Raw genomic sequence first — 22,896 nt, forward strand, 5'->3', positions numbered from 1 at the left:
AGTTGTAGGCCCCTGCGCTACATGGCACATCGCTACGCCTTCACGCGCGCGAGGCGTCAGCATCGCCGCCATGACTACAACCGAAGCTACTCCCATCCGCGATAACCGCCGCCAGGCCAAGTTCCTTTACTGGACCGGCCTGCGGATCTGCGCGATTGCAGAAATGCTGGGTGAAAAGGAGAAGACCGTTCATGCGTGGAAAACACGCGATGAATGGGATCGGGCCGACAACGTCGAGCGAATCGGTGGTGCGCTGGAAGCGCGACTGGTGCAGCTGATCCTGAAGGAAGGCAAGACCGGCGGTGATTTCAAGGAAATCGATCTTTTGCACCGTCAGCTGGAACGGCAGGCCCGGATCGAGCGGTACAAGGCTGGCGGTACCGACACTGATCTCAACCCCAACCTGGCCAAACGCAACGAAGGGCCCAAGAAGAAAGCGGCTCGCAACGAATTCAGCGAAGAGCAGATCGAGCAGCTGACCGAGGCGTTCAAAGACGGATGCTTCGGCTACCAGCTGGACTGGTACAGAGCGAGCAATCAACGCACCAGGGCAATCCTGAAAAGCCGGCAGATCGGCGCCACCTATTACTTTGCCCGTGAGGCGTTCATTGACGCCCTGGTCACCGGCCGCAACCAGATTTTTCTGTCAGCGTCGAAGAATCAGGCGCACATCTTCAAGGCCTACATCCAAGGGTTCGCCCGCGAGGTTTGCGGTGTCGAGCTCACCGGTGACCCGATAATTCTGGCGAACGGCGCCGAGCTGCATTTCCTCGGTACCAACGCCCGAACCGCTCAGGGTTACCACGGTAATTTCTACTTCGATGAATTCTTCTGGACGTTCAAGTTCAACGAGCTGAACAAGGTCGCCAGCGGCATGGCGATGCAGAAGCAGTACCGACGCACTTACTTTTCCACGCCATCGAGCATGGCGCATGAGGCCTATACGTTCTGGACCGGCGAGCGTTTCAACAAGGGCAAGCCGGTGGCCCAGCGGCTGAAACTCGACGTTTCGCACGATGCGCTGCAGCAGGGCCGGTTGTGCGAGGACAGGATCTGGCGCCAGATCGTCACCATTCTGGATGCCGAGCAGCGCGGCTGTGACCTGTTCGACCTGGAAGAGCTGCGCCTCGAGTACAACGCGGAGGCCTTCGCGAACCTGTTGATGTGCCAGTTCGTCGACGACGGGGCGAGCATCTTCCCGCTCAACGTCCTGCAGCCCTGCATGGTCGACAGCTGGGTCGAATGGGCCGAGGACTACAAGCCTTTCGCCGCGCGGCCGTTTGCCGATCGGCAGGTGTGGATCGGGTACGACCCTGCGGAAACCGGCGACAGCTCCGGTCTGGTGGTCGTGGCCCCGCCGACTGTTTCAGGTGGCAAGTTCCGTGTGCTCGAACGCCATCAGTTCCGCGGTATGGACTTCGCCGCCCAGGCCGAGGCGATCCGCCAGGTCACGATGCGCTACTGGGTAACGTACATCGGCATCGACATCACTGGCATGGGCTCCGGCGTGGCCCAGCTGGTGCGCCAATTCTTCCCCAACGTGACGACCTTCAGCTATTCCCCGGAGGTCAAGACGCGCCTGGTGCTCAAGGCCTACGACGTGATCCACAAAGGGCGCCTGGAATTCGACGCCGGCTGGATCGACATGGCCCAGTCGCTCATGGCAATTCGCAAAACCATCACAGCCAGCGGCCGGCAATTCACCTACACGGCAGGCCGCACCGATGAGACCGGACACGCGGATCTCGCCTGGGCTCTTTTCCACGCACTGCAGAACGAACCGCTTGAGGGACAAACCTCAACGAATACCGGCTTCATGGAGATTTACTGATGAGCAACAGCCGCAGCGAAACCACGCAATCGTCCACTTCAGCCCCGGCTGCGGCCGAGGGACAGCTGCTGCCGGCAACGGGCGGCAAGATGGAGGCATTCACCTTCGGCGATCCCACACCAGTACTCGACGAGCGGGGGATTCTCGATTACCTGGAGTGCTGGCTGAACGGCCGTTGGTATGAACCGCCGATGTCGCTTGACGGGCTGGCCAAGTCCTCCCGGGCCAGCGTGTTCCTGCAGTCGGGCTTGAATTTCAAGCGCAACATGCTGGCCCGCACCTTTATCCCCCACAAGTTGCTGTCACGGCAGACCTTTGAGCAATTCGCCCTGGACTTCCTCTGGTGCGGCAACGGTTACCTGGAGAAGCGCGAGAACATGCTGCGCGGCGCGCTCGGCCTGCAGCCCGCCTTGGGCAAGTACATGAGGCGCGGCGCGGATCTGGAAACCTATTACCAGGTGCGGGGATGGCGGGACGAGCACGAGTTCAAGCGCGGGACGGTTTACCACCAGCGTGAGGCTGACATCAATCAGGAGATTTACGGCCTGCCGGAGTGGCTGCCTGCTCTGCAGAGCGCGCTGCTCAACGAGTCCGCCACCTTGTTCCGACGCAAGTACTACAACAACGGCAGCCACGCTGGTTTCATCATGTATATGACCGATGCAGCGCAGAACGAAGGTGATGTCGATGCGCTGCGTACGGCGCTGAAGTCAGCAAAAGGACCAGGCAACTTCCGCAACCTGTTCATGTACGCGCCGAACGGGAAGAAAGACGGCATCCAGCTTATCCCCGTCAGTGAGGTGGCAGCGAAGGATGAATTCGGCTCGATCAAGAACATCAGCCGCGACGACATGCTCGCGGCATTACGCATCCCCCCCCAATTGATGGGCATCGTGCCGCAGAACGCGGGCGGCTTCGGCTCGATCAAAGAGGCCGCGCAGATCTGGGCGATGAACGAGCTCGAGCCCATCCAGGCACGCCTGGAGCAGGTCAATGAATGGTTGGGCGAAGAGGTGATTCGCTGGAGGCCGCTGGAACCTGTTTCCGAACAATGATCAGCCCGGGTGGCTGTTCATTGGAGCTGCCGCCCTTTATCAATCCGAAATAAGGATCACCAATGTCTGCACCGATTTTCCCTTGGATGGGTGGCAAGCGCCGCATGGCGAAACACATCCTGCCGGAGTTTCCAGACCATGATTGCTACGTCGAACCGTTCTGCGGCGGCGCGGCATTGTTCTTTATGAAAGAGCCCAGCCGGGTGGAGGTCATCAACGACTTTGACGGCGAGGTGGTAAACCTCTATCGGGTCGTGGCCAATCACCTGGAGGAGTTCGTGCGCCAGTTCAAATGGGCATTGGTGAGCCGCACCATGTTCGAATGGGCCAAAGAGCAGGCGCCGCGCACGCTGACCGATATCCAGCGCGCAGCGCGCTTTTTCTACCTGCAGACCCTGTGTTTTGGCGGCAAGGCAAAGGGCCGGTCCTTCGGTACCGCGACCACCTCAGCGCCGAGGCTCAATTTGCTGCGTATCGAAGAAAAGCTCAGCGACGCCCATCTGCGCCTGGCGCGAACCACCGTTGAGAATCTGGACTGGAAGGAGTGCATCCGCCGTTACGATCGGAATCACACGCTGTTTTACCTGGACCCGCCGTATTGGGAAACCGCTGGGTATGACGCTGGAGATTTTGGGTTTGAGCAATTCGAAGCCATGGCGGATCTGGCGCGATCGATCCGGGGCAAGATGGTGATATCGGTGGGTGACCATCCGAAGATCCGAGAGGTGTTTGCGGGGGTGCGCCTGAAGGAGGTGCCGTTCAGGCATACCGTAGGCGGTAACGGCGGCATTGAGGTGAACGAGTTGGTTTATTCCAATTGGTAGAGCCTTGGGAGAGGGCGCAACTAGCGCCCTCTCATCAGTTACAAAACGTCGATTTTTGTAACATTCAACTGAGCACGGAAAAAGCGATCCCTCTCAGTAAACCATTCCTTCGCTTTTTCTTTTCCCGCACCTTGATCGGCTTGTTCCAAAGCGTATTTTGCCGACTTGTATCGCTCAACTTTGTCCGGAGTGATGTAGCACAACAGGCTTAAATCACTGCCGGCAAATTTTCGCTCTTGTTCGATCAATTCAAATGCTCTTGCTCTTGCCTGATCGATAATATCCATCTTTTTCGTGAGAGCATTGAGTTTCAGTGTCGTGACGTTTTGCTCTATTTTTTCTGCCTCATCGTAGGCTTTTTTGACGTCAGAGAGATTGTGCAAAACGTCACGGTATCTCTCCTCAAGAAGAAATGAGGTGTTTGCTATCGTACCCAGCGTCATCCGCTGTGTACGACGGTCAGTTTGTTTTTTCCCTTTTTTGTCTATGTATTCTTTGGTTGTCACGCCGATCACTGACAGCGCGTAGGCACCGGTACGGGCGATCGCCTCAAGATGTCTCATTGTCTGAGGACCGAGTTTTTCTCGCATGGCATGAACACGAGCTTGAACAGTGGCCAAATCCGACTTTACTTTCAGGACTTCCTTTAGCGCAGACTGTTTCTGCGCTACCAAAGCTCGGAGTCGTTCAAGCCCTTCTTCATGCTTCTTCTGATTCAGGTACTTCGAACGATCGGCACTGAGTCGAGACTCACCATCAAACTTGGTTTGGGCGCACTCGTTTCCAACCAAAGTAATGCTGCCGTCCGTGAGTACAGCAACGAACCCCCACTTGTGGCCTTCGTTGCACAACTTATCATTGGATTTTAGAAGACAGCACTTCACCTCATCGGTAAAGAAGTAATCGCCGAGCAGATGCTTATAATTCGTTGGCGACACAGGGTTTTCTTTTTTGAAGCCAGGCAGCGCCTCAATCTCAGCAATGGTATTGAATGTGCGGATCTCAACGGTTCGATCGAGTGTCTCGTGCATGCGGACCTGTACTCAGATATCAAGATTCAGTTGCTAAGCGCCAACCGGCTTAGGAGAGCAACGCCGTCGGGCCTAGGTTACCTTGCAATGCGCCCGGTGGACCTGTACGGACCACCACTCACATGCAAGACTACTGTTAACCCATACAGTATAGGCGATTTTCAATGGCACGAGACCTGCCTCCATTCCAACCTGTGACACAGGCCGAACTGCGATGCATCTGGACCAATCATCCTGAATGCCGGCGACTTGTGCTCGAGGTCGAGCGTTACCGGCGCGTGATCGCAGAGATTGATCGTCTGTACAAAGTCACGCACCAGGCGTGGCGCGAACACCTAGGCGGCAACCTCACGGCGCTGCATCTGCTCCAGCAAGTAATGACTGAAGAGCGTGGTCGCTTACCTGCGGTCATAGATGACGTATCCCGCCCATAAAAAAGGCTCCTAATCTATCTGCAGGTAGGACCTTATAAGCATTGCCGAACCGGAGTGGTTATTGCGGATCGTAGCCGGAGCGCGATAGGACGTTCTGCAGCTTATCGACGGCCTGTTTAACGAGATGGGCCTCATCTTCGTTGGCTGCGTGGCTGTTAAATTCGAACCAGCCGACGCGCTTCATAAATTGCGCGAGGGCAATGGTTTCAGATCCTGTCAAAAACTCGCTTTCAGTGGACCTGCCTGAGGTTGTTAGGCTTATTGCGTTTCGGTCCAGGCTACCCGGTGTCTCGGTCATGTGCGGTGCTCCCTTGGATAAAGAAGGGAAGGCTATCGCCCTTACCGCAGGCTTACCTATACGGTAAGTCGGTGGCAATCATTGCTCATGTTCCTGGCGCCGCGCCGTGGCCGCATTGTCAAAGAGCACATACAGCGCCTCGATGCTCGCCGGGTTTAATGCTTTCACGGTTTCGACGCCCATAACAAAGCCTTCGGCGCGGTCACTGGCGCGAAACAGCTCTTCCGCCGTGTGCGCCTGTTGGATGCGCTCCAGCAGATTTAGGGCTCGCGCCCGGACCTCAGCCGGCAGAGCCAGCGCGGCCAAGGGGTCGTTGGATGCGTGAACGTCGCGACCGCTCATCACAACCACCCGTCTTGGCGGCCCGCGTTCACGCGCTGGGTGAATTCGCGGGCCTGCTCAGGGGTTAGCGCGCCGGTCACCTTCAAGCCGCAGAGAAAGCCTCGCAGCTTGTCTTGCGTGCGGGGCATGCCGGCATAGTTCAGCGCTTCCTCGCGAAAGTTCTCCACCTCAGGCCGCAGCAGCGGCCACGGGGCACCGACACCTGCCACGGCGATCAGGTCATTAAAAAACCGGTGCAGCGTCTCAATGGCGGCCGGATCCTGCAGGGGCTCATACATGAATAACATCCTTTTGAGTGATTATCCCCCACGGCGTAAAACCATTTGGGGGGATGGCTAAGCAGTGTAGGGGGCTCTGGTTGCCGTGCCCAATAAAAAAGGCCTCCACACCTGGCTTGGGTGTGGGGGCCTGTTGAACATAAACGGCGTTCCTCGAACTGTTACTGATTCCGACTGGCACGACCCAGCGCGATGGCTGCGGCCACATGGCCGCTGCTGCCGCGTCCGCAGGCGTTCATCTCCTTGATTAGCACATCAACCACTTGCGCACCCCCGACCTCGCCAAGCCCCTGGAGAACAGCCACATGGCCTGATGAACCTTTTCCGCAGGCGGCCAGTTCTTTGATCAAAGCATCTATTCCTTGCTGCACTGCCATAGAGTTAACTCCTTTGTGTTGTGATGATGGCTCATTGTAGCCACACCACTGATATCAGCGGGTTCCTTTCGGTTACCGGCAGATTACTCAGACGGTAAGGCAGCTTTCTTTATTGCGCCTGGATTAGCACCGGCTTCCTGAACACCCAGCATTTGGTCGTCGTTTTACGCAAGGTGCTGTCCACCGCCTTCATCCCCAAAAACCGCGGCTCGGCGCAACGCTTCAAAGCGTTAGTGACCTCAGTGCTGACGACGGTCTGGATACCGTTTGCGGCAAACAGTTCGACCAGGTGCGGCATGTTCACGCCGATCAGCTGCGGATCCTTCGAGTGGTTGTAGGCGATGCCCTTGGAGTCCAGCTGCAAGAGCGCGGCCCAGAAGTCGGCAACGATGTCGGCCTGGGGAGGCTCGACGCTGCCGATGGAATCTAGGTCAGGGATCGGCAGGTCCATTGCGGTGGAAAGCTTGGAGATCTCCACGCCGAGCAAGTCACGCACCGTCCGGTTGCGGGTGCGCATCAATTCCTTCACCAGCCCAAGGCGATGCTTCGACATGCTGATTTGTTGGTTGACCGTGAGCTTTTCGCCGCGGGAGTAGCTACCGGTTTTGCGGAGTGACGGGAGCACGTCATGGGTTACCCAGCGCTTGAACCGTTTAGCCGCCGGCTTTCTGCTTTTGAGAATCGCCGAATAAAGTCCCGCCTCGTTAATGATGGTCATTTCCTGCTCACCACCAAGGGTACGCACATTGCGCGTACCCTTTTCGTCATCATCAAGGTGTCGGGTCATGTCACTCGCGATACGGTATTCCAAAACTGAAGCAACGTCCGAGGCCACAAACCAGGCCTCACCATTATCATCGCCAACAACCCGGACAGCCTGCGTTTCGAATTCAAATAGGGCTGGTGCCTTCATGTCTGTATCTCTATTCAATTAGTTTTATTAGGGGTGCGAAGGGTATCGGTACAACCGATACCCTTTAATGCTTCAGATACGGCGTGGGTTGCTGTTTGCAGAGCGAATCACCCCATCCAGATCGGTGCAGATCCTGTCCAGGAAGCCTGCCAGCATTTGGGGGTGATAGAGCCCTGGCTCGCTGGCCATCTGAGCGAGCGCATGCACCAGGGCAAGCGAATCCCGCACCCGTTCCAAATCAAACAGATCCGCATCGCTGAGGCCGTAGGGCTGTCTCATAGGTCACCGCCGTGCGTTTCCAGAACGCGCACATGGTGCATGTGATGGTTGTAGCGCTTGAGGCGAGTGGCGAGGGAGGAATTGGCGTGCAACGCGGCGAGGGCCATGCGGCGGTGGGCGAGTGCCCGGATTTTGGACGGAATAAGGGCGGTCATAGTGGAGCTCCGTTTACTGATAAGGAGCTGCCGCCAAACGTCGCCAAACGTTATGGGTGGCAGCTGTACGCAGGTTGGCGAACCGGGGTAAACGGAACCCGGCAGACCCGAAGGTCTCCCACGCACAGCCGCCATAACACAGAACATCAGGCACAAAAAAAGCGCCTGCTGTCGTGAAGGGGCGCTGTTGCGCCGTTTACTGATCGGGTCGCCAAACCCGGTCGCTGAATTGGCAGCGACGATCACAGCCTACTGAGGAAGGTAATACGGGTCAAGGATTCCTTTACCTGTTTTACCGCACTCGGGGTTGGCACAACGATAGTGCATCTGGCCAACGGGGCCGTCACGCGATGGCAGAAGCCGGACAGGCCGGCGCGCACCTGGTTGGGGCGCGACCGGTCGGGCAGGGTATGGCTTCACCTGGCGCGCGCCGTCGTCCCCCCGCCACGCCTGCGGGCTAAATCGGTCTTAATTTCTGCACCCCTGCAACCACTCCCCGACAGCGCCCGCTGGGCTTCTCCTGAGCGAGCACGGGCCGAGATAACCCTACAGAACCCTGCACCCACCCCCTGTTTTATGAGCGCCCAGGAGCGATGCCTGAAGGCTCTTTTTTCAGGTGACCCACGGGAAACAAGTAATTTAGGTATGGAGGGGTAAGAAATCAGCTGGAGCCCGCGTGCGATGCGGTTTTGAGCACTTACTTAGCACTAGCTTTTTTGAGTAAGGAGGGAAGTAATTTTTTGATAACTATTTGATTTATATAGATATTTTATTTTCGATTTCTGACCTAGGTAAAAGGTAATGTCATTACTGGATATTACTTAAATCTTACCTAATCCAATCCTTTACAAGCCTTGAGTTTCCTAGCTTTCAGAGAGGGGAGGAAAAAACTTACCAAAAATACCAGTTTCCCGTGGGTCAACATAAAACGGGCATGGCTATAGGGGGAGGGCGGCGGCAGGTTCTCGCTCCCGCAGCTGCTTGCATACACGCAAACTGTCACCGGAACTGTCACCAAACACGCTAAGGCTCAAACGGACACGTCTGGAGCCCTTGAAAATAGTGGAGCGGGTGAAGGGAATCGAACCCTCGTTATCAGCTTGGGAAGCTGGAGTAATGCCATTATACGACACCCGCTCAGAGCGGCTGACTTTGTACCAGATGTGGCCTGGGATTTGAAGTTTTTCTTTCCGGACGGCGAGGTCATCCGTCTACGCAAGCCTCAAACCAGAGCGGTCATTCGCGAGCAAGCGCCGTTGCCGGCGACTTGCTCGCGATGACTTTTTCAGATGGCCACTGCATGGTAGTCCTGCACATAGCTGTAGCGCGGTCGGCTGGCGTGGTGGGTTGGCTTGAGGAAACCCAGCAACGCCTCGCGGCTGTCGCGGCAGGCGGCCTTGTGTTCCATGTCGAGGAAGTGCCCGGTGGCTTGCAGCGTGGTGAAGCTGCTGTGCTGGACATGGTTGACGAAGAGCCTGGCGTCGGTGGCCGCGGTGTATTCGTCCCATTCGCCATTCAGGAACAACACCGGCACGTTGATCTTTTTCGCCGCGTTGACATAGCACTGCTGGTCGCTGTGGAGCACGTCGTTGATGTGAAAGTGCATCTGTCCGTATTCATGCTCGGCCAGGTTGCTGACGTGGCGATAGTTGAAGCGCTTGAACAGCGGCGGCAGGTGCTTGCCGATCGTGCTGTTGACCAGGTGTCCGACACGATCGCCGTCCAGGCTGCTCAGGTAATCCACGCCCCGTTCCAGGTAGTCGCGCATCGGCGCGTTGAGCACCGGTGAGAAAGAACTGATCACGGCTTTTTCGATGCGCCGCGGGCGCTGGGCCAAGGCGGTCAGGGTGGCGGCTCCGCCCCAGGAAAACGACAACACGTGATCGGCGGCGAAGTGGTCGATCAGCTCCAGCAGGATCTGGCCTTCGATTTCCTTCGTCAGCATTTTCTCGTGGCGGTTGTGAGCCTTGGACTTGCCCGCGTAGGGCTGGTCGTACAGCACGACATTAAATTGCGGGTAGAGGTTTTTGGTGGTCTGAGCAAACGACGCGGTGGTGGCCATCGAGCCGTTGACCAGGATGATGGTCTTTTGCGCGGCGTCTGCGCGATAGAACTCCGTGTAAACCCGATACTGACCCTGTATATCCAGCACAGCGATTTCTGGCCTCATGTCATAAGACTCCTGGCAAGCGGGTATGCGCGCAATGAGATTGCACGGGCAATGTGACAGGTAGGCATACGCCTGGAAGATAAGGCCCATGTCGATCCGCGCAAGCCGGTCGACGGGTATTGTTATGGCGGGCAGTTTGCCGGCGAACGAGGCGGAACCTGAGGGCTCCAGCCGGCAAAAAGTTTCTTAGAGGTATGGGGTGACTCGTCGGTCACATTTTGGCCGACGGTTTGATTCAAGCAGGGGGGAGGCTGTTGCGCAAGTGCTCTTTGAAAATTGTCCGACACTTCTGCCCAGCGGTCGTCTGGCTCAGATCAGGCCAACTTCTTCTGGGCTCAAGGCGCGGTATTGGCCCGGTGCGAGATCAGCGTCCAGCTGCAGCGGACCCATGCTTTCACGGTGCAGGCGCAGCACCTTGTTGTTGAAGTGACCAAACATGCGCTTGACCTGATGATAACGGCCTTCAACGATGCTCAAGCGCGCGGACGTCGGCCCCAGTTGGGTCAATTGCGCCGGTTGGGTGGTGAGGTCTTCGAACGCAAAGTACAGGCCTTGGGCAAACGTGAAGGCGTACTCGGCGGTAATGGTTTGCTCGGTCTCGACGTAGTAGACCTTCGGCAGTTTGGTCTGCGGCTGGGTCAGGCGCCGCGACCAGCTGCCGTCGTTGGTGATCAGCATCAGCCCGGTGGTGTTGAAGTCCAGGCGACCGGCAATGTGCAAGTCGTCCTTGTCCGGTTCGTCCAGCAGATCGAGGACGGTGCGGTGCTGTGGATCGCAGGTGGCACTGACGCAGCCGGGCGGCTTGTGCAGCATGAAATAGCGCGCCGGTCGGCCTGCTTGCAGCACTTCGTCATCCACCTCGACGCGGCTGAATTCACGCACCTGTGCCTGTGGATCGTTGACGGTCTGGCCGTCGATCCGCACGCGCCGTTCCACCAGCAGCAGGCGGACCTGTTGGCGGTTGAAACGCGGCAGGTTACTGAGGAAACGGTCAACGCGCATGGGCAGTTCGGGCAGGGGAGCTGGGGGCGGGCATCTTACGCGATCGGTTGGTGCTTGGCGCGCAACTGCTCATCGACCCGGGCGCATCGCGGGCACAGGCAGGATTGGTTGCGCAGCTCGGCCGGCAAATTTTCCAGCACCGCCGGGTCGATGCTCACGTCGTAGCACCAGCAGGCACGATCAGCGGTTTTCGGATTGGCCAGGGTGCAGTCGTTGGTGGCGCCACACGCCGGGCAGAGATCGGGTTTATTCATAACTGGAATGAGGCATTTCCACGCAGGTTCGGTTGCTTCCGGTCTGTCGGGCGCGTTGCAGCGCATGATCGGCCCGGGACAGCAGGCTGTGCAAGGTGTCTTTGTCCTGCAAAGTGGTCAGGCCGATGCTGATGGTGATCCGCAATTGCTTGCCGCTGCAAAAGTAGCGCTGTTGCTCGATGCGCTGGCGAATTTTCTCGGCGATTTTCAGAGCGTTCTGTCCATCGGTGTCCTTGAGCAGCAGGACGAAGGCATCGGCGCTCCAGCGGCAGACAATGTCTGAATGGCGCAGTGTATCGGTCAGGTCGCGAGCGAAACCCGTCAGCAACTGATCACTGGCGATGTGGCCGTGGTTGGCGTCCAGTCGCTTGAAGTCATCCACCTCCAGCAACAGCGCGCTCAGTGGCCTGGGCTCGCGTTGGGCTTCGTGCAGGGCCTGTACCGCAAGCAGGTCGAAGCCCCGCCGATTGGGTAGCTCGGTGAGGCCGTCAAGAATCGCTTGGGCATCGATCCGCCGCTGGTAGCTGACCATCAGCCGATGCAGCACCACGAGCGCGGCCACCGTCACCAGCAGGCCGATCAGCAGATTGAAATACAGCGTCTTGAGCACGTTGTCCCGCAGCGATGTGTTGGCGGCGTAGTAACCCAGCAGCGACGTCACCAGGAAGCCGGCGCCGAGCAAAATGGCCAGGATGAGCACCGGCGAGCGCTGGGAATACAACGGCGAACGAAGCGACATGGCGATTCCCTTGGAGTGACCCGATGGAATCAGTTTAGTGGCCCTGTAAGAAAAGACATTCGGATTTACAGCTTTGCAAGATCGTGGCGAGGGGATTTAGCGAAACGTCGCGCCGCCCAGCGGGGATAAATCCCCTCGCCACAGGGTGCTGTTTACTGACGGGTACTCAGATAAGCCCGCCATCCGCCCAGATGACTGATGTCCTGCGCGCCGTCCAGACCATACGGCTCGCAAATGAAGCCGCTTTCCCAGCGTCCGTCGGCCAGTTGCACCTTACCCAGCCCCAGCGGTGCCGGGATACCGGTGAGGAACGAACCCAACTCGCTGCTTGGCAATTCCCAGACTTCCACTTCGATCGCCACGCCTCCCTCGCTGACCCGAAGCATGCCAGGGCGCAGTGGCGGGCCGCCGGCCAAGGCGTAGAGGCGATAATCCGCTGAGCTTCGGGTGGCCTCGATCAGGCGGGCGCCACGTTGCTTGAGCTGCCAGTTCAAAGCCAGCCCATCCAGGTGCGCGCCGCACACGACCAACCGTGCCCGATCATGGCGCGCCGGGTTGGCAGGCACTGGCAGATCAGGCGCTTGCTGACGCTGCAAGGCGTCGGCCACGCTCAGCAGGTACTGATCGGTGAAGGCGCGGCCGAACAGCGTCACGCCCCAAGGCAAGCCGTTGGCCATGAATGCGCTGGGAACGGCCACGGCGGCGTAGTCCAGCAGGTTCATGAAGTTGGTGTAGTAACCCAGTTGCGAATTGCGCAGCAGCGGTTCGGCGGCGAGTTCGGCGAGCGTCACCGGGCGCCCGATGGTCGGGGTGAGGACGCAATCGAGCGCTTCCATCGCGCTGTCGCATTGGGCCTTGAGCGCCTGCAAACGGTACTGGGCACGGAAGGTTTCCACGCCGGTCACCGTCGGCGCTTGCGCCAGCACGGCGCGGATCACCGGCAGTACCGCGTCGGGTTCGCGTTCCATCAGGTCCCCGGCCACGCTGTAGCGCTCGGCGACCCATGGCCCCTCATAGAGCAGGCGTGCCGCTTCGAGGAAGGGCGACAAGTCCAGCTCGACAGCTTCGCCGCCCAGGTGTTCGAGGCGCTCGATGGCGTCGGCGAACAGCCGTGGGCCTTCGTCGCAGTCGAAAAATTCCAGATCTTGCCGGCGGGGCACGCCGAAGCGAAAACGTCGTGGCGCGCCGAACGCCGCGCCGTCGTTCCATTGCGGGTTGGGGCGGCTGTATTCGTCGCACGGGTCGAGACGCGCAGTCAATGCCAACAGCTGGCTGGCTTCGCGTGCCGTCGCGGTGAATGTGGTCACGCAGTCCAGCGTACGGCAGGCCGGCACCACGCCTGCGGTGGAGATCAGGCCCTTGGTGGCCTTCAACCCCACCAGGTTGTTCAGCGCCGCAGGCACTCGGCCGGAGCCGGCGGTGTCGGTGCCCAGGGCAAAGCTGGCCACGCCCAGGGCCACCGCCAGCGGCGAACCCGCGCTGGAGCCGCCCGCCGGGTAGTCGGCCAGCACGCTGTTGCGGCAAGCCCCGTAGGGCGTGCGGGTGCCGTTGAGGCCAGTGGCGAACTGGTCGAGGTTGGTCTTGCCAACAGGAACCGCACCCAGCGCCAGCAATTGCTCGACGATGCTCGCCGAACGTTGCGGCACGTAGGCAAACGCCGGGCAGGCGGCGGTGGTGGGAATGCCAGCCAGGTCGATGTTGTCCTTGATCGCGAATGGCACGCCATACAACGGCAGGTTTTCCAGGTCGCGGTTTTCCAGTGCCGAAAGGTAAGGTTCGAGTTCTCCGGGCGAGAGCAGGTGGATGAACAGGTGATAGTCCGGGTTGAGCGCAGCGGCTTTTTCCCGCAGGGCCAACAGCAGCTGGCGCGGTGTCGTTTCACCCTTGCGATAGGCGTCGCGCAGGTTGTCCAGGCGCAGAGAGAGGGTCATGGCGTTAATCCTTTGATTGAGTTCAGTCACGTTCCAGCACCACCACGCGTTGCCCGGCGCGCACCGCTGAACCGGGCTGGACGCGCACTTCTCGGACGACGCCGGCGATGGGCGCAAGCACCGGGATTTCCATTTTCATGGACTCTAGAATTACCAGCACGTCACCCGCGGCGACCCGCGCACCCACCTCCACCTGGACCTGCCAGAGGTTGCCGGCGATGTGGCTGTCGACGCTCAGTTGGCCCTCGTCCAGCACTGAATCTTCGCTCGGCGCGGTTGCCGGTTCCTCGCTGTCGAAATGCGCCTGGCCACTGGCGATCCAGCGCTCGCGCTCGGCACGGAAGGCGCCTTGTTGCTGCTCGCGGAACGCGTCGATGCTGTCCGCTTCCCGGGCCAGGAAGCGCTGGTAATCAGCGAGGTTGAGTTGGCTGTGTTCGATCGCCAGGTCGAAGCGGCCCAACGGGAAATCCCGACGGATGCGCAGCAGCTCATCGGCGCTGACCGGGTAGAAGCGGATCTGGTCGAAGAAGCGCAGCAGCCAGGGCTTGCCGTCAAATGCGGCGACGTCCCGATAACGATTCCACATCTGCAACGTGCGGCCGACGAACTGATAGCCGCCGGGGCCTTCCATGCCGTACACGCACAGATAGGCGCCGCCGATGCCCACCGAATTTTCCGCGGTCCAGGTGCGCGCCGGGTTGTATTTGGTGGTCACCAGCCGGTGCCGCGGGTCCAGCGGCGTGGCGACCGGCGCGCCGAGGTAGACATCGCCGAGGCCCATCACCAGATAACTGGCATCGAACACCGTGCGTTGCACTTCGTCGAGGTTGGGCAGGTCGTTGATGCGCCGGATGAACTCAAGGTTGCTCGGGCACCAGGGCGCGTCCTTGCGCACGGTGGTCATGTACTTTTCGATCGCCAGCTGGCAGGCCGGATCGTCCCAGGACAGCGGCAGATGGACGATGCGCGACGGCACCTGCAAGTCTTGCGCGGCGCACACGGCGTCCCACTCGCCGGCGACGATGGCCAGCAGATCGGCCAGGGGTAATTGTTCGGGCTGGTAATGCACTTGCAGCGAGCGAATACCCGGCGTCAGGTCGATCACCCCTTGCAGGTGTTTTTGCTCCAGGGCCTGCATCAAGGCGTGAGCGCGAAAACGCAGCACCAGGTCCAGTTCGGGAGCGCCGATTTCAAGCAGCAGATGGGTGTCGCCGGACAGCCGCGCGACTAGGCGGGTGTCGTCCTGGCCGATGTCCAAAACCACGGGCGAAATCAATGTCTGTGTAATTCCCAAACCTGTGGCGAGCGAGCTTGCTCGCGCTGGGTCGCGCAGCGGCCCCAAATTTTCAGCGCCAGGAATATTGTCTGGCGAGCGCTGCGCACTCGAGCGGGAGCAAGCTCCCTCGCCACGGGGGAAATCCATTGCCAATGCGCGGGCAATCTTCAGGTCCACCGGCACAAACCGCACCTTGTCCCCCGCCTTGAGCTGTCCCAGTTGCCACAGGTCCGCCTCGATCACCGTCACGGGGCAGACGAAGCCACCCAGGCTCGGGCCGTCGGGGCCGAGGATGACCGGCATGTCGCCGGTGAAGTCCACCGCGCCGATGGCGTACGGGTTGTCATGGATATTGGACGGGTGCAGGCCCGCTTCGCCGCCGTCGGCACGTACCCATTCCGGCTTCGGCCCGATCAGCCGCACGCCGGTTCGGCTGGAGTTGAAATGCACTTCCCACGCGGTGCCGAAGAACGTCTGGATGTAGCGCTCGGTGAAATATTCCGGCGCGCCGTGGGGACCGTAGATCACACGGATCTGCCGCACGGCTGGCAACACCAGGGGCGGCTCTTCGATCGACGGCATGACGACGTGCTCATCCAACGCAGCCAGGTGCAGCACGTCGCCGGTGCACAATGCTCGCCCGCCGTGGCCGCCGAACTGGCCGAGGGTGAAGGTGCTTTTGCTGCCGAGGTAATCCGGTACCTGCAAGCCGCCATGCACACACAGATAACTCCGCGCCCCGGCGCCTGTAATCGTGCCGATGGCGAGGGTGGACCCTGCACCGATCGACAGCGCGGTGTCCATCGGCACCGTTTCGCCGTCCAGCGTCAGGGCGATTTCTGCGCCGGTCACCGCCACTCGCGCAGCGCAGTTGAAGCGCAGCAGCGGCCCGCTCATGGTGATTTCCAAGGCCGCCGCACCTTCCTCGTTGCCCAGCAGGCGATTGCCCAGGCGCAACGAACGGCTGTCCATCGGTCCCGACGGCGGCACGCCCACCGCCCAATAACCGAGGCGACCGGGGTAATCCTGAACGCTGGTTTGAGTGCCTGGGCTGAGCACTTCGACGGTGTTGGCGCGGTAGGCCAGGGTCTCCAGGCAGCGGGTCCAAGGCTGGCCATTGGCGAAGGGCGCGTCGAGCAGGATCTGTTGCAGGTAGACACGGTTGGTTTCCACGCCGTAGAGCAGGCTTTCGTCCAGCGCTTGATGCAGGCCCAGGCGTGCCTGCTCGCGGGTCGGCGCCCAGCGAATGACTTTGGCGATCATCGGATCGAAGTAGGGCGGGATCTGGCAACCGGCCTCGACCCAGGTGTCGATGCGCAGTTCCTTGCCGTTGGCCTGCGCAAATTCCACCGCAGTCAGCAGCCCCGGGCTCGGCTGGAAATCCCGGCCTGGGTCCTCGGCATACAGGCGCGCCTGGATCGCGTGGCCCTCGGCTTTCAGCCCTTGGCTCAGCTCGCTCAGTGGCGGCAGTTCTCCGGCGGCCAATTGCACCATCCAGCGCACCAGGTCGACGCCCCACACCTGCTCGGTGACGCCATGCTCCACTTGCAGGCGCGTGTTCACTTCCAGGAAATAGAAGCGTCCTGCCTCACTGTCATAGACAAACTCCACGGTGCCGGCGCTGCGGTAGTCGACCGCCTGGGCCAGCTTGATCGCGGCCGCGCAAAGCGCGTCGGCCATGCCCTCGGGCAGGTTGGGCGCCGGGGTTTCTTCGATGACTTTCTGGTTGCGCCGCTGCACCGAGCAGTCGCGCACGCCCAAGGCGATCACCTGGCCCTGGCCGTCTCCAAACACTTGAACCTCAAGGTGCCGCGCCCGTTCGATGTACTTCTCGATGAACACGCCAGCGTCGCTGAAATTGTTCTGCCCGAGGCGCTTGACCGCTTCGAAGGACTCGCTCAATTCAGCGGCGCTGCGGCATACGCGCATGCCGATTCCGCCGCCGCCCGCCGTGCTTTTCAGCATGACCGGGTAGCCGACCTGCGTGCCGGCCAGTAGCGCGGCATCCAGGCTGTCGAGCAGCTCCGTGCCTTCGAGCAGGGGCACGCCGTGCTGGCGAGCCAGGGCGCGTGCGGTGTGCTTGAGGCCGAACACTCGCAACTGCTCCGGTGTCGGGCCGATGAAGGCAATGTTGGCGGCCTCGCAAGCTTGTGCGAAAGCGGCGTTTTCCGAGAGAAAACCGTAGCCGGGATGGATCGCGGTCGCGCCGCTGTCCCGGGCGATCGCCAGGAGCTTGTCCACGGCCAGGTAGGTGCCCGCCGCCGCGCCTTCGCCCAGGCAGTGGGCTTCGTCGGCCTGGAGGATGTGCAGGCTGGCTTCGTCGGCCTGGGAGTAAACCGCGACGCCTTTGACGTCCAGCTCGCGCAGGGTCCGCAGGATGCGGCAGGCGATGGCGCCACGGTTGGCAATCAGGATTTTTTCGAACATGGCATTTACCCCTCAGGCCGCAATGTCAGCGCCTGAATCGGGATGCGGGCCGTCCCGCAGTTTTCGATGGCCGACGGGGTCGTCCCCGTGGGCGGATACCTTCGAACACCACACAACCTCTGTGGGAGCGAGCCTGCTCGCGAAAACGGTACATCAGCCGCATGAAGGCTGACTGATCCGACGCCTTCGCGAGCAGGCTCGCTCTCACAGGAGACCAAGGCGTTATTTGATGCACTGCCCCGACCGGCTCTGGCACAGCGCGAACAGCCAGCGGCGCAGGCGCATGAGTTTCAGTTCCATATCAGCAGCTCCGCAGGGGTAGGGTTGTAGGCGTTGCACGGGTTGTTCAGTTGCGGGCAGTTGGAGATCAACACGATCACATCGATCTCGGCCCGCAGGTCGACGTATTTGCCCGGTGCCGAGATCCCGTCTTCGAAAGTCAGGCCGCCGTCGGCGGTCACCGGCACGTTCATGAAGAAATTGATGTTCGGTCCGATGTCACCCTTGCCCAGTCGACCGTCGTGGGCGCAGGCCCGCAGGTAGTTGTCGCGGCAGCTGTGCATGTAGCGTTTTTCCAGGGCGTAGCGCACGGTGTTGCTTTCCTGCGCGCAGGCGCCGCCGAGGGTGTCGTGGCGCCCGCAGGTGTCCTCGACGATGGTCAGCATCGGGCGGCCGAGGTTGGAATACAGCACGCTGCCGGTGCCCAGGTAGACGCTGTTCTGCCGGCGCAGTGTGCGTTGCACGTCGTAGCGTTCCTTGGGGTTGGCCAGGCTGTAGAACAACGTATCGACTGCCTGGTTGCCTTCCAGGTCAAGGATGCGCAGGGTCTGGCCGGCCTTGACCTCGGTCAGCCAGGGTTCGCCGGCTGGAATCGTGGCGCGGTAGACGGCGGTCTCGGGTTGCTTGTGTGCAGTGGCGATGGCGAGTGACATGGCGACGATCCTCAGGCGAACAGGCGGTCGGTGTTGATGAAGCCGCGCTGGTTTTCCGGGCGCGATTGGCGGCAGTGTTCGGCGACGCTGGGGTTGGCGTTCATCCAGCTGAGTTTGAGCGGCTGCGGCGCGTATAGCGGGTTCGGGTCCATCGGATGTTGCAGCGCGGTCAGCACCACCAGGGTGTCCATCGGTGCGTACAGCTCGATGTAGTCACCGGCCGTGGAGTTGCCCTCCACGAAGTGGAAGTGGCCGGCCTCGTCGACATCGACCCGGCTGAAAAGGTTGAGGGTCATCAACAGGTCGGACAGACCCAACCCCCATTTGCCCAGTTCTACCAACAGGTTGTCGGTGCCGTTGCGGAAGAAGCCGTTGCGCAGTTCCTGGTAACGGCCCTGACCATACTTTTCAGCAACTTCCTCGGCGCAGAGCACGCCGCCAAAACTATCGCTCCAGCCACAGGTATCCGCAGTGATTGCCGCCAATACCCGGCCCATGTCCGAGTACAGGCAATGACCGGCGGTGAGCTTGGCGGTGTGTTGGCATTTCAGACTGTCCGGCAAGTTCAGGCGCTCGGTTTTTTCGTTGGCATTGAGCAAGGTAAGGCTCACGTTGGCACCGCCACGCACATCGGTCAGGCGCAGCAACTGGCCGCGCTTGAGGACGAACGAGCGATGGCCGCCACCGGGCAGCAATTCTTCGGCGAAGGGGGGGAACAGCTGGGTCGAATCGGTCATGGAATTTCTCCTTTCAAGCGATACGCAACGTGCCGGCCAGTTCGGCGGGCAGGGCGTCGACGGCGGCACGGGCGGTGCGGCGGTCGCTGTTCAGTGGGATGTCGTAGGTGATGCGCGCGCCATAGGCGCCAGGGGCATGGGGATCGACACGAACCTTGTCGAACACCAGCAGGCGGGTGCCAAGGCTGAAACCTTCGGACAGGTCATGGGTCACCATGAACACGGTCAGCCGGGTTTCCCGCCAGAGCTCCAGCAGCAGGGCATGCATGTCTTTGCGAATGCCGGGGTCGAGGGCGCCGAAGGGTTCGTCCAGCAACAACACCCGCGGCTTCATGATCAGCGCCTGGGCGATGGCCAGCCGTTGCTGCATACCGCCGGAGAGCTGCGCGGGGTATTTGTCCAGCGCGTGGCCGAGGCCGACTTTGTCCAGCAGTTGTGCGGCGTCTTCGCGGGCCTGGCGTTTGGCGCCGCCGAACAGACGCCCCAGCAGCGGCGAGCGCGGCAATTCCAGGCCGAGGGCGACGTTGTCCAGTACCGTCAGGTGCGGGAATACCGAGTAACGCTGGAACACCACTCCACGGCTGGCATCCGGCTCGCCCGCCAAAGGCTCGCCATCCAGCAGGATCTGTCCGCGACTGGCGCGTTCCTGGCCTAGCAGCAGCCGCAGGAAAGTCGACTTGCCGCAACCCGAGGCACCCACCAGGGTGCAGAACTCCCCCTCGGCAACGCTCAGGTTCAAGCGCTCGAGCACCACTTGGTCGGCATACTGCTGCCAGACGTTGTTCACGGTAATGAAACTCATGCCTTCGCCCCCTCGTACCAGGGAAATGCTCGGCGGGTCAGGCGCTTGAGGCCCCAATCCATCAGCCAGGCGAGCAGGGTGATCCACACCACGTAGGGCAGGATCACATCCATCGCCAGGTAACGACGCACGAGGAAAATCCGATAGCCCAGGCCATCGGTGGAAGCGATGGCTTCGGCAGCGATCAGGAACAGCCAGGCCGAACCCAGCATCAGCCGCAGGGAAATCAACAGGCGCGGCAGCAATTGCGGCAGCACCACGCGCAACATCAGGGTCCAGGTCGAGGCACCCAGCGTCTGGGCCTTGATCAATAGCTCAGGCCGAATTTCCCGGGCACGCTGCTCCAGGTCGCGAGCCAGGCACGGGGTGATGCCGATGACGATTAGCATCACCTTGGACAACTCCCCCAGGCCGAAGACGATGAACAGGATCGGCAGGATCGCCAATGGCGGCACCATCGACACCACGGTGAGCAGGGGCGACAACGGCGCGCCGAACAGCGGCAGCGTGCCGGCGGCGATGCCCAGGCACAACCCGGCCAGGGCGCTGATGCCCAGGCCGATCGCCAACCGGCGCAGACTCGACGCGGTGTCCTGCCAGAGCAGGTAATCGCCGCTACGAGCGTCGGCGGTAAAGGCCAGGCGTTTGACCGCATCGGCCATTTGCACAGCGCTGGGCAGCAGCTTGTCATTGGGGTTGTCCGTCAGCCGTTCCGCCGAGCCCATGAAGTAGGCAAACAGCACCAGCGCAAATGGCAGGATCACCAGCAACAAGCGGCTGGGGCGATCGGGGTAGCGGTTGATCAGGCGCATGCCAGTCCTCCGGTCCTACAACTTGGCGTCGGCGGCCAGTTGCACGTAGGTGGGGTCGAAGCGCAGCTTGAGGTTGGTTTTGTCGCCCAGGGTCACGCCATTGGCGAACGCCATGCCCACTGCGTCGGCATCCTTGGCGCCTTCCCCCAGCAGACCGTGGCGGAACGAGAACTCGGCGACCTTGCGCAGGGTGGCGGGCAGTTGCTCGCTGGTGGCGAAGGCGAGGGCTTCCTTGGGGGTGGCGAACAGCTTGGTAGTGTCCAGTTGCGCCTGGAAACCTTTGAGATCAGTACCCGACGCCTTGGCCATGTGTTCCAGCGCGGCATTGGCGGCTGCGTTCCTGGCGTTCATCAGCGCCACCACTTCGAACCAGGCGCCGGTCAGTGCCTTGCCCAGGGCCGGGTTGTCTTTGAGGGTCTGAGTGTTGACCACCATCATGTCCATGATTTCGCCGGGAATCTGGCTGGAGTTGAATACTTCGCTGACACCCGGCTGGGCCTTGATGTCCGAGAGCATCGGGTTCCATGTCGTGACGGCCTTGACCTGGTCGGTGTTGAAGGCGGCAGAAATATCGGCGTCGGAGGTGTTGACGACTTTCAGGTCTTTCTCGGCGAGACCGACCGAATCCAGGGCCCGAGCCAAGAGGTAGTGGGACACCGACAATTCCACCAGATTGACGTCCATGCCCTTGAGGTCGGCGACTTTCTTGCCCTCGCCCTTGAGGACGATGCCGTCGTTGCCGTTGGAGAAGTCACTGACGATCAGTGCGGTGCTGTCCACGCCGCCGGCGGCGGGAATGGTCAGGGCATCCATGTTGGTCATGGTGCAGCCATCGAACTGACCGGCGGTGTACTGGTTGATGGATTCGACGTAATCGTTGAGCTGCACGACATCGATGGTGATGCCGTATTTCTTCGCCCATTTGTCGACGATGCCCTGGCTGCCGGCGTATTCCCAGGGCATCCAGCCGGCATAGATGGTCCAGCAGACGCTGAAATGGTCCTTGGGCGCGGCGTGGGATGGGATGCTCGCGAAGGCCGCAAGCGCGGCGAGGAGCAGTGAGGACAGACGAAGCTTGGGCATGGTGGTTCTCCAGTTGATCAAGGGCGGACAGGAGCAACGCGGCACCGCGAACGGTGGCTTGTCTCCCGGGCTTTTGTCCCGCCGTGTAACCTCAACTGGAGGTCGCCAACTCTCGGACCAGCCACTCGCCAGAGGCGAGCCGGAACCCTAGTCAGCCATTGCAAATTGTGGTGCCGCGAACCTGTGATGACTCCTGCACAAGGTTCGTTAAAGCGAGAGCCGTGCCAAGTACGCGCAAGCCCCGGTCCAGAGCGACTGCATGCCGGGAAGGCGCTTACCTCAAGCGGATTCATGCGTTGTTGTGGTGCTGTGGGGCACCACAATGAAGCAAAAGGCTACATGTTTCGAGTTATTGCAGCGTCGCACCAGATTCCGATTTCGCTGTCAGATTAATCGTCAGTCACCCAATAGATGACTGCCGCCCGTCAGCGTCGCTGATGTGGCCCATCCGCGGTCCAGGAGGCCGCCATGTATCGACGACTGCTGCTCATTGCGTTTCTCGGTTTGACTCTTTCGGCCTGCGTGCCTTATTCCGACGGAGGCTCCAGCTACTACCGTTCCGAGGTTTATACCTCTCCGGCGCCGGTCTATTACAGCGGCGGTGGAAGTTACTACTCGGCACCGCGTGGCTATTACGCACCACCCCGGTACTACTACCAGCCGGCGCCGCGTTATTATTCAGCTCCACGCTACTACCAGCATGGCCCACGCTATTACTCGCCACCGCGAGCGGCGTATCGCCCCTACCCGCATCGGGGCGGTTGGGACGGCCGGGACCGGGGCGGCTGGAATGACGACCGTCGCGGCCGGGGCGGACGTGACCGTGGGCATGATCATCGGGGACGTGGCCATGATGGACGTGGCCATGACGGACGGGGCGGTCATCGCTGACGGATCGGCAGCAAAAAGCGGCG

Annotated in this window: 22 protein-coding genes, 1 tRNA gene, 1 pseudogene and 1 riboswitch; of the genes and pseudogenes, 4 read left to right on the forward strand and 20 right to left on the reverse strand. The window is 60.7% G+C overall.

Features of this window, described 5'->3' with window-relative positions; all coding sequences use genetic code 11:
- Positions 1 to 70: 70 nt before the first annotated feature.
- From J3P97_RS06555 to J3P97_RS06565, 3 genes are all read left to right on the forward strand, one after another.
- Positions 71 to 1,831: a terminase ATPase subunit family protein gene (locus J3P97_RS06555; RefSeq protein WP_434673730.1), complete on the forward strand. Its 1,761-nt coding sequence runs from the start codon at positions 71 to 73 to the stop codon at positions 1,829 to 1,831.
- The gene (locus J3P97_RS06560) at positions 1,831 to 2,886 is read left to right on the forward strand and encodes a phage portal protein (RefSeq protein ID WP_434673731.1); all 1,056 of its coding nucleotides are present in this window, start codon (positions 1,831 to 1,833) and stop codon (positions 2,884 to 2,886) included. Before J3P97_RS06555 ends, J3P97_RS06560 begins: the two co-directional genes overlap by 1 nt.
- 62 nt (positions 2,887 to 2,948) lie before the next feature.
- The gene (locus J3P97_RS06565) at positions 2,949 to 3,710 is read left to right on the forward strand and encodes a DNA adenine methylase (RefSeq protein ID WP_434673732.1); all 762 of its coding nucleotides are present in this window, start codon (positions 2,949 to 2,951) and stop codon (positions 3,708 to 3,710) included.
- Between the two features lie 38 nt (positions 3,711 to 3,748).
- On the opposite strand, the gene J3P97_RS06570 is transcribed toward J3P97_RS06565, so the two are convergent.
- From J3P97_RS06570 to J3P97_RS06665, 20 genes and pseudogenes are all read right to left on the reverse strand, one after another.
- A complete protein-coding gene (locus tag J3P97_RS06570; protein WP_434673733.1) occupies positions 3,749 to 4,741 on the reverse strand; it encodes a hypothetical protein in 993 nt (330 codons plus the stop codon).
- 492 nt (positions 4,742 to 5,233) lie between these two features.
- A complete protein-coding gene (locus tag J3P97_RS06575; protein ID WP_434673734.1) occupies positions 5,234 to 5,473 on the reverse strand; it encodes a DUF7706 family protein in 240 nt (79 codons plus the stop codon).
- A 78-nt stretch (positions 5,474 to 5,551) separates the two neighbouring features.
- Positions 5,552 to 5,815, reverse strand: a complete 264-nt coding sequence (locus J3P97_RS06580) for a hypothetical protein (RefSeq protein WP_434562784.1) — start codon at positions 5,813 to 5,815, stop codon at positions 5,552 to 5,554.
- Positions 5,815 to 6,093, reverse strand: coding sequence for a hypothetical protein (locus J3P97_RS06585; protein ID WP_434673735.1), 279 nt, complete (start codon positions 6,091 to 6,093; stop codon positions 5,815 to 5,817). The genes J3P97_RS06580 and J3P97_RS06585 overlap by 1 nt, the downstream gene beginning before the upstream one ends.
- A 161-nt stretch (positions 6,094 to 6,254) precedes the next feature.
- The gene (locus J3P97_RS06590) at positions 6,255 to 6,470 is read right to left on the reverse strand and encodes a hypothetical protein (protein ID WP_434673736.1); all 216 of its coding nucleotides are present in this window, start codon (positions 6,468 to 6,470) and stop codon (positions 6,255 to 6,257) included.
- Between the two features lie 109 nt (positions 6,471 to 6,579).
- Positions 6,580 to 7,383: a BRO-N domain-containing protein gene (locus J3P97_RS06595; RefSeq protein ID WP_434673737.1), complete on the reverse strand. Its 804-nt coding sequence runs from the start codon at positions 7,381 to 7,383 to the stop codon at positions 6,580 to 6,582.
- A 72-nt stretch (positions 7,384 to 7,455) separates the two neighbouring features.
- Positions 7,456 to 7,662: a hypothetical protein gene (locus J3P97_RS06600; protein ID WP_434562792.1), complete on the reverse strand. Its 207-nt coding sequence runs from the start codon at positions 7,660 to 7,662 to the stop codon at positions 7,456 to 7,458.
- Entirely contained in the window at positions 7,659 to 7,817 is a 159-nt protein-coding gene (locus J3P97_RS06605; protein ID WP_434673738.1) for a hypothetical protein, read from the reverse strand. The genes J3P97_RS06600 and J3P97_RS06605 overlap by 4 nt, the downstream gene beginning before the upstream one ends.
- A gap of 1,063 nt (positions 7,818 to 8,880) precedes the next feature.
- Positions 8,881 to 8,954: transfer RNA gene (locus J3P97_RS06610), tRNA-Gly, on the reverse strand.
- A 148-nt stretch (positions 8,955 to 9,102) separates the two neighbouring features.
- Positions 9,103 to 9,987: an alpha/beta fold hydrolase gene (locus tag J3P97_RS06615; protein WP_434673739.1), complete on the reverse strand. Its 885-nt coding sequence runs from the start codon at positions 9,985 to 9,987 to the stop codon at positions 9,103 to 9,105.
- A 309-nt stretch (positions 9,988 to 10,296) separates the two neighbouring features.
- The gene (locus J3P97_RS06620) at positions 10,297 to 10,989 is read right to left on the reverse strand and encodes a pseudouridine synthase (protein ID WP_434673740.1); all 693 of its coding nucleotides are present in this window, start codon (positions 10,987 to 10,989) and stop codon (positions 10,297 to 10,299) included.
- A 35-nt stretch (positions 10,990 to 11,024) separates the two neighbouring features.
- Positions 11,025 to 11,243, reverse strand: a complete 219-nt coding sequence (locus tag J3P97_RS06625; RefSeq protein ID WP_434673741.1) for a cysteine-rich CWC family protein — start codon at positions 11,241 to 11,243, stop codon at positions 11,025 to 11,027.
- A pseudogene (locus J3P97_RS06630) lies at positions 11,236 to 11,853 on the reverse strand (GGDEF domain-containing protein); the annotation flags it as partial. The gene J3P97_RS06625 and the pseudogene J3P97_RS06630, both read right to left, overlap by 8 nt.
- A 281-nt stretch (positions 11,854 to 12,134) precedes the next feature.
- Positions 12,135 to 13,913, reverse strand: a complete 1,779-nt coding sequence (gene atzF / locus J3P97_RS06635) for an allophanate hydrolase (protein ID WP_434673742.1) — start codon at positions 13,911 to 13,913, stop codon at positions 12,135 to 12,137.
- A 22-nt stretch (positions 13,914 to 13,935) separates the two neighbouring features.
- Complete coding sequence (gene uca, locus J3P97_RS06640) at positions 13,936 to 17,616, reverse strand: urea carboxylase (protein WP_434673743.1); 3,681 nt, start codon at positions 17,614 to 17,616, stop codon at positions 13,936 to 13,938.
- Positions 17,617 to 17,906: 290 nt separating this feature from the next.
- Positions 17,907 to 18,548 carry an urea amidolyase associated protein UAAP2 gene (locus tag J3P97_RS06645; RefSeq protein ID WP_434673744.1) on the reverse strand — a complete coding sequence of 214 codons (642 nt, stop codon included), beginning with the start codon at positions 18,546 to 18,548 and terminating at the stop codon, positions 17,907 to 17,909.
- An 11-nt stretch (positions 18,549 to 18,559) separates the two neighbouring features.
- Positions 18,560 to 19,285, reverse strand: a complete 726-nt coding sequence (locus J3P97_RS06650; protein WP_434673745.1) for an urea amidolyase associated protein UAAP1 — start codon at positions 19,283 to 19,285, stop codon at positions 18,560 to 18,562.
- 13 nt (positions 19,286 to 19,298) lie between these two features.
- On the reverse strand, positions 19,299 to 20,087 hold the full coding sequence (locus tag J3P97_RS06655; RefSeq protein ID WP_434625452.1) for an ABC transporter ATP-binding protein: 789 nt from the start codon (positions 20,085 to 20,087) through the stop codon (positions 19,299 to 19,301).
- Entirely contained in the window at positions 20,084 to 20,899 is an 816-nt protein-coding gene (locus J3P97_RS06660) for an ABC transporter permease (RefSeq protein ID WP_434673746.1), read from the reverse strand. Before J3P97_RS06660 ends, J3P97_RS06655 begins: the two co-directional genes overlap by 4 nt.
- A 15-nt stretch (positions 20,900 to 20,914) precedes the next feature.
- Complete coding sequence (locus tag J3P97_RS06665; protein ID WP_434673747.1) at positions 20,915 to 21,982, reverse strand: putative urea ABC transporter substrate-binding protein; 1,068 nt, start codon at positions 21,980 to 21,982, stop codon at positions 20,915 to 20,917.
- Between the two features lie 60 nt (positions 21,983 to 22,042).
- Positions 22,043 to 22,144: riboswitch (guanidine-I (ykkC/yxkD leader) on the reverse strand.
- Between the two features lie 306 nt (positions 22,145 to 22,450).
- On the opposite strand from J3P97_RS06665, the gene J3P97_RS06670 reads away from it, so the two are divergent.
- Complete coding sequence (locus J3P97_RS06670; protein ID WP_434673748.1) at positions 22,451 to 22,873, forward strand: hypothetical protein; 423 nt, start codon at positions 22,451 to 22,453, stop codon at positions 22,871 to 22,873.
- The last annotated feature ends 23 nt before the right edge of the window (positions 22,874 to 22,896 follow it).

The sequence above is a fragment of the Pseudomonas sp. R1-15 genome, from assembly GCF_051132085.1.
Taxonomy (GTDB): Bacteria; Pseudomonadota; Gammaproteobacteria; order Pseudomonadales; family Pseudomonadaceae; genus Aquipseudomonas.

Excerpts from the sequence above, each read along its gene's own strand:
- J3P97_RS06555 (WP_434673730.1), top strand. The coding sequence starts at position 71 with ATGACTACAACCGAAGCTACTCCCATCCGCGATAACCGCCGCCAGGCC.
- J3P97_RS06560 (WP_434673731.1), top strand. The coding sequence starts at position 1,831 with ATGAGCAACAGCCGCAGCGAAACCACGCAATCGTCCACTTCAGCCCCG.
- J3P97_RS06565 (WP_434673732.1), top strand. The coding sequence starts at position 2,949 with ATGTCTGCACCGATTTTCCCTTGGATGGGTGGCAAGCGCCGCATGGCG.
- J3P97_RS06570 (WP_434673733.1), bottom strand. The coding sequence starts at position 4,741 with ATGCACGAGACACTCGATCGAACCGTTGAGATCCGCACATTCAATACC.
- J3P97_RS06575 (WP_434673734.1), bottom strand. The coding sequence starts at position 5,473 with ATGACCGAGACACCGGGTAGCCTGGACCGAAACGCAATAAGCCTAACA.
- J3P97_RS06580 (WP_434562784.1), bottom strand. The coding sequence starts at position 5,815 with ATGAGCGGTCGCGACGTTCACGCATCCAACGACCCCTTGGCCGCGCTG.
- J3P97_RS06585 (WP_434673735.1), bottom strand. The coding sequence starts at position 6,093 with ATGTATGAGCCCCTGCAGGATCCGGCCGCCATTGAGACGCTGCACCGG.
- J3P97_RS06590 (WP_434673736.1), bottom strand. The coding sequence starts at position 6,470 with ATGGCAGTGCAGCAAGGAATAGATGCTTTGATCAAAGAACTGGCCGCC.
- J3P97_RS06595 (WP_434673737.1), bottom strand. The coding sequence starts at position 7,383 with ATGAAGGCACCAGCCCTATTTGAATTCGAAACGCAGGCTGTCCGGGTT.
- J3P97_RS06600 (WP_434562792.1), bottom strand. The coding sequence starts at position 7,662 with ATGAGACAGCCCTACGGCCTCAGCGATGCGGATCTGTTTGATTTGGAA.
- J3P97_RS06605 (WP_434673738.1), bottom strand. The coding sequence starts at position 7,817 with ATGACCGCCCTTATTCCGTCCAAAATCCGGGCACTCGCCCACCGCCGC.
- J3P97_RS06615 (WP_434673739.1), bottom strand. The coding sequence starts at position 9,987 with ATGAGGCCAGAAATCGCTGTGCTGGATATACAGGGTCAGTATCGGGTT.
- J3P97_RS06620 (WP_434673740.1), bottom strand. The coding sequence starts at position 10,989 with ATGCGCGTTGACCGTTTCCTCAGTAACCTGCCGCGTTTCAACCGCCAA.
- J3P97_RS06625 (WP_434673741.1), bottom strand. The coding sequence starts at position 11,243 with ATGAATAAACCCGATCTCTGCCCGGCGTGTGGCGCCACCAACGACTGC.
- atzF (WP_434673742.1), bottom strand. The coding sequence starts at position 13,913 with ATGACCCTCTCTCTGCGCCTGGACAACCTGCGCGACGCCTATCGCAAG.
- uca (WP_434673743.1), bottom strand. The coding sequence starts at position 17,616 with ATGTTCGAAAAAATCCTGATTGCCAACCGTGGCGCCATCGCCTGCCGC.
- J3P97_RS06645 (WP_434673744.1), bottom strand. The coding sequence starts at position 18,548 with ATGTCACTCGCCATCGCCACTGCACACAAGCAACCCGAGACCGCCGTC.
- J3P97_RS06650 (WP_434673745.1), bottom strand. The coding sequence starts at position 19,285 with ATGACCGATTCGACCCAGCTGTTCCCCCCCTTCGCCGAAGAATTGCTG.
- J3P97_RS06655 (WP_434625452.1), bottom strand. The coding sequence starts at position 20,087 with ATGAGTTTCATTACCGTGAACAACGTCTGGCAGCAGTATGCCGACCAA.
- J3P97_RS06660 (WP_434673746.1), bottom strand. The coding sequence starts at position 20,899 with ATGCGCCTGATCAACCGCTACCCCGATCGCCCCAGCCGCTTGTTGCTG.
- J3P97_RS06665 (WP_434673747.1), bottom strand. The coding sequence starts at position 21,982 with ATGCCCAAGCTTCGTCTGTCCTCACTGCTCCTCGCCGCGCTTGCGGCC.
- J3P97_RS06670 (WP_434673748.1), top strand. The coding sequence starts at position 22,451 with ATGTATCGACGACTGCTGCTCATTGCGTTTCTCGGTTTGACTCTTTCG.